5 protein-coding genes are annotated in these 4,931 nt (G+C 66.2%); 3 read left to right on the plus strand and 2 right to left on the minus strand.

The genetic code is table 11. From position 1 onward, the window contains the following. Window positions 1-1,120 (plus strand): ATP-dependent DNA helicase RecG (locus tag ABDW35_RS32210; RefSeq protein ID WP_343717934.1); only part of this gene is annotated, 1,120 nt, incomplete at its 5' end. 17 nt (window positions 1,121-1,137) lie between these two features. On the opposite strand, the gene ABDW35_RS32215 is transcribed toward ABDW35_RS32210, so the two are convergent. Beyond that, the gene (locus ABDW35_RS32215) at window positions 1,138-1,497 is read right to left on the minus strand and encodes a hypothetical protein (RefSeq protein WP_343717935.1); all 360 of its coding nucleotides are present in this window, start codon (window positions 1,495-1,497) and stop codon (window positions 1,138-1,140) included. 294 nt (window positions 1,498-1,791) lie between these two features. Here ABDW35_RS32215 and ABDW35_RS32220 point away from each other — a divergent pair, with 294 nt between their 5' ends. Continuing rightward, window positions 1,792-3,207, plus strand: a complete 1,416-nt coding sequence (locus ABDW35_RS32220; RefSeq protein ID WP_343717936.1) for an Nramp family divalent metal transporter — start codon at window positions 1,792-1,794, stop codon at window positions 3,205-3,207. A 41-nt stretch (window positions 3,208-3,248) separates the two neighbouring features. On the opposite strand, the gene ABDW35_RS32225 is transcribed toward ABDW35_RS32220, so the two are convergent. Then, window positions 3,249-4,397 carry a porin gene (locus tag ABDW35_RS32225; protein ID WP_343717937.1) on the minus strand — a complete coding sequence of 383 codons (1,149 nt, stop codon included), beginning with the start codon at window positions 4,395-4,397 and terminating at the stop codon, window positions 3,249-3,251. Between the two features lie 207 nt (window positions 4,398-4,604). Here ABDW35_RS32225 and ABDW35_RS32230 point away from each other — a divergent pair. After that, on the plus strand, window positions 4,605-4,931 hold a 327-nt coding region (locus ABDW35_RS32230), incomplete at its 3' end, for a DEAD/DEAH box helicase family protein (protein ID WP_343717938.1).

Consider the following 4,931-nt stretch of genomic DNA (forward strand, 5'->3'; position numbering starts at 1 on the left):
CCCGACCGAGATCCTGGCCCGCCAGCACCGCGAGACGCTGGCGGCTCTGCTGCAGCCGGTGGGGCTCGAGCCCGGCCTGCTGACCGGCCGGGACAAGGGCAAGGCGCGGAAGGAGACGCTGGCCGGGCTGGCGGACGGATCGATCCGGATCGTCGTCGGCACCCATGCGCTGTTCCAGGAGAGCGTCGAGTTTGCCGACCTGGCCGTGGCCGTGATCGACGAGCAGCACCGCTTCGGCGTGCATCAGCGCCTCCAGCTCTCGGCCAAGGGCGAAGGCGTCGACGTGCTGGTGATGACCGCGACGCCGATCCCGCGCACGCTGCAGCTGACCGCCTATGGCGACATGGAGGTGTCGAAGCTGACCGAAAAGCCGCCGGGCCGCACCCCGGTCGACACCCGCGCCGTCTCGGCCGAGCGGATCGATGAGGTGGTGGCCGGGATCGGCCGGCACCTGGCCGGCGGCGGCAAGGCCTATTGGGTGTGCCCGCTAGTTGAGGAATCGGAGACCAGCGACCTGGCCGCCGCGACCGACCGCTTCGAGGATCTGCGTCGCATGTTCGGCGAGAAGGTCGGGCTGGTGCACGGCAAGATGAAGCCGGTGGAGAAGGACGCGGTGATGGCCGGCTTCGCCGAAGGCGGCATCGACCTGCTGATCGCCACGACAGTGATCGAGGTCGGGGTCAACGTGCCGTCGGCCACGGTGATGGTGATCGAGCATGCCGAACGCTTCGGCTTGGCCCAGTTGCACCAACTGCGCGGCCGGGTCGGCCGCGGCGATGCGGCGTCACGTTGTATCTTGTTGTACTCGTCCCCGCTGTCGGAGACGGCACGGCAGCGCCTGGCGACGATCCGCGAGACCGAGGACGGGTTCCGCATCGCCGAGGAGGATCTTCGCCTGCGCGGCGCCGGCGAGGTGCTGGGCACGCGGCAGAGCGGCCTGCCGGACTTCCGCGTCGCCGACATCGACTCGCAGGGCGACCTGCTGGCCGTGGCGAAGGACGATGTCGCCCTGATCCTGAACAAGGACCCGGAGCTGGAGGGGCCGCGCGGCCAGGCTCTGCGTACGCTGCTGTACCTGTTCGAGCACGACAGCAGCGCGAAATACCTGCGGGCGGGGTGACCGCCCCCTCGCCCGGCTCAGCGATACAGCGCCGAGGCGGCAAACTCCCCAGATCCAGCTGCCCCGGGCCCGGTGATGCCCGGCGCCGCTGCGACCTCGCGTCTGCATCGCACCTTCAGATAGGTCTCGCCCGGCCGGATCGGGAGCGCCGTGTCCGCGAGCTGAGCCTGCCCCTGGAACGCGCACGCTGCAGCGCTCGCGGTTGTCGGCCCCTGGATGACGTCGATCGCCGTTTCGGTCTGGCAATCCACCGGCGACAGGCCGGTCGCGCAGATGAGCAATAGCATTTTGAACATGACAATCGAGCCTCCGCAGCCCGGGAAAGATGCCCACTCCCTGGCGGTGGCGGAGGAATACTCGGCGACCTCGGCTGCCACCGTCGGTCACTATCAGTATCCAGATACTACTACACTATCGTTATCTCACCGTGAATTCACCCTATCTAAATGAATTAGATTATTGGGATATGAGATTTTCTACGATTGCGCAAAAAATCCAATCATCGCTCAAGAAAAATCGGAAATCTTCTGCATTTTTTATCAAATGATCATTCGATCCTAGCTCCGGCGTCAAACCAAGCTGTTGCGGTCGCCGAAATGTCCGACATAGTAGGGAGGCAATGAGAGAAAGTCCGGCAGGCAACGACCTGCCGCCAGGAAGGAGGAGACGAGATGGCCGATATCGCCACGTCGCGCAGCGGAGCCCTGCCCGACGATCCCTATCATCTCACGCCCGAAGGCGTGCGCGAGCCACCTACAGGCTGGGGCGCCAGCCTCAAGCATCTCGGGCCCGGGCTGATCCTGTCGGCCTCGATCGTCGGGTCCGGCGAGCTGATCGCCACCACCACGCTCGGCGCGCAGGTGGGCTTCGCCCTGCTGTGGATGGTGATCTTTTCGACCTTCGTGAAGGTAGCCGTGCAGGTCGAGCTGGCGCGCTGGACCATCTCCACCGGCCAGCCGGCCCTGACCGGCTACAACAAGGTGCCACCGGCCGTCGGACGCCTCGGCTGGGTGAACCTGCTCTGGGCGATCATGGCGCTGTCGAAGATCCTGCAGGTCGGCGGCGTGATGGGCGGCACGGCGCTGGCCTTCTCCATCCTGCTGCCGCTGGGCGGGCCGCCGCTGGGCGCCGTCTCGCTGGGGATCTGGACCGCGCTGCTGGCCTGCGTCTCCATCGCCCTGCTCTACTCCAACAACTACAGCCTGATCGAGCGCGGCGCCGTGCTGCTGGTCGTGGTGTTCTCCTTCGTCACCGTGGCGATCGCGCTCGGCCTGCCCTTCACGCCCTACCCCTACGCCATGGACGATCTGGCAACCGGGCTGGCCCTCACCATCCCGGCCGGGGCCGTGGGCGCTGCCATCGCGATGTTCGGCATCACCGGCGTCGGCGCCGATGAGCTGACCTTCTACACCTATTGGTGCGTCGAGAAGGGCTATGCCCGTTCGGTCGGCCCGAATGACGGCAGCGAGGCCTGGAAGCGGCGGGCCCGGGGCTGGATCAGCGTGATGTACAAGGACGCCTTCCTATCCTGGTGCATCTACACCTTCTCGACCATCGCCTTCTACATCATGGGCGCCGCGGTGCTGAACCGGCAGGGTCTGGTGCCGGCGGGCAATGAGATGATCACCACCGTCTCGCGCATGTACACCGACACGCTGGGCGAATGGGCGGGCGTCCTGTTCCTGATCGGCGCGATCGCGGTGCTGGGCTCGACCCTGTGGGCCTCGATCCCGAGCTGGTCGCGGATGTATGTCAACCTGCTCGCCGTCATGGGTGCCGTAGACTGGCACGACACCCGGCAGCGGACGCGCTGGATCCGCATCTTCACCGTGGCGCTGCCCATCGTCTGGGGGCTGGCCTACATGACCGTGCAGTCCCCAGTGCCGATGATCCAGATCGGCGGCGTGGCGACCGGCATCTTCCTGCTGGCCGCGGTGGTGGCGGTCTGGTACCTGCGCCGCTCCGAAACCGATCCCGACCTCTATGGCGGGACGGCGTTCAACGCCCTGCTGGTGGTCAGCAGCATCGCGATCGTGCTGCTGGGCCTCTACACCGGCGCCAATGTCCTCGGGATCAAGTTGGCCTGAGATGGCCGGGCGGGACGCGGCGGACCGCGCCCCGGTCCGGATCAGAAGTTAAGGATGGTGCCGACGCTGAGCGACGAGGTCTCGAAGTCCGTGCCCTGGCGGAACTCGTCCTTCTCGTAGCGGAGCTCGCTGAACACATCGAGGCCCGGCGCGAAGTTGTAGACCAGCGTGCCGATCACATTGTGGCTGGTCTTCAGGTCCTGGCCGTCGGTGAAGGTCGAGTTCAGGTTGTTGTTCCGCTCCGCCGTCGTATAGGCGTAACCGATCGAGGCCAGCCACGGGCCGGTGGTGTAGGACAGGTCGCCGACGATCGAGTCGATCGCCTTGTCCGCCCGGAAGGTGCTGGAGAAATGGGTCCAGCTGGCGCTGGCCCAGATGCCGTTGGCGAAGCCGACCTGGCCGGCGAGGTAGTAGGCCTCGAGGTCGTTATTGGTGCCGACGCCGTTGCCGTTATAGGCCATGCCGGCGAAGCGCACCGCGGTGCCGTCGAAGGTCTGCTGGTAGTCGATGCCGCCGCCGATGACGTTCTCGTAGATCGTGCTGCTGTCGTTGATCAGGTCGTTGCGGCCGCCGTTGCCGGCATGGCCGTTGCCGCCGACCACCGGCGTGAAGTCGACGCCGAAGGACAGCCCCGCGAAGCTCGGCGAGGTGTACTTGACCTTGGTGTCCTTGGTGTTGATGCCTCCGAACTGCTGGTACGGGGCCACGGCGAAGAACGCGTCGCTGCCGCCGATCCAGGTGCCGGGGCTGCGGAAGCCGTTGCCCCAGTCCGTGTCGAGGCCGAACTTGCTGCCCAGCGTCTGCTGCGCATAGACGTGGAAATCCTCCGCGATGTACGGCGCATCGCCGAGGGTCACCGTACCGAAGCTGCCCTTCAGGTAGACATAGGTCCGGTCGACGGTGACGTTGTTCTTCCGGTCGACATTGTTGAATCGGATGCGGGCGCCGTATTCCAGGCCGGAATCGGTGACGTTCTTGACGTCGAACTGCAGCCGCGCGCCGGACTCGAAATCGTAGTCGCGGTCGATGTCCTGGCTGCGGTTGTCGTTGAACAGGACGCCGGCCAGGAAGCCGATGCGGCCCGAGAGCTTGAGCTGCAGGCCCGAGGTCACGTTCGCGTCTTCGGCCTGGGCTGCACCCGCGACCAGGACGGCCGCCAGCGCGGCCCCGCAGAGTAAGCGCTTCTTCATAGGAACCTCTGATCGCGGAGGCGATCGTTTCGGGAAGGCGCGGCGAACTTGCCGCCGGCAACAGTTAAAACCAAGCGAAAACAATGCCGTAACAAATGAGTCATGCGATTTGGTGCGGAAATGCAACACTGCGCCGTGCCTATGCCCAGGATCGCTTGCGATCCCGATGGCCTTGCGCGGCGCCGGCGATCAGCCCAGGAAGGGGCGATGAAACGCTTTGACCCGCTCGGCGACGGCCCCGACTTCGTCCCGCGGCCGCACCAGGTCGCGGCGCGCGACGCCATTCTCGCCGCCCGGTCGGCGGGACGGCTCGGCTTTCTGCTGGGTGACCTGACAGGCCTGGGCAAGACCCTGTCCGCCTGGCTGGCCGTCGCCGCGATGCCGGAAAACGAGGTGCTGGTGATCTGTCCGAAGGGCGCCGTGCCGCAATGGCGCCGGACCATCGCCCGGTCCGGCACTGCGGCGAAACGGGTGATGCTGATCAATTTCGAGAAGACCAAGTCGCTGCTGGCGCCGCCCCCGGTCAGCACCAAG

The organism is Inquilinus sp., assembly GCF_039594555.1.
Lineage (GTDB): Bacteria > Pseudomonadota > Alphaproteobacteria > DSM-16000 > Inquilinaceae > Inquilinus.

Bases quoted from the DNA above. Each gene is read 5' to 3' on its own strand.
- ABDW35_RS32220 (WP_343717936.1), top strand. From the start codon at position 1,792: ATGGCCGATATCGCCACGTCGCGCAGCGGAGCCCTGCCCGACGATCCC.
- ABDW35_RS32225 (WP_343717937.1), bottom strand. From the start codon at position 4,397: ATGAAGAAGCGCTTACTCTGCGGGGCCGCGCTGGCGGCCGTCCTGGTC.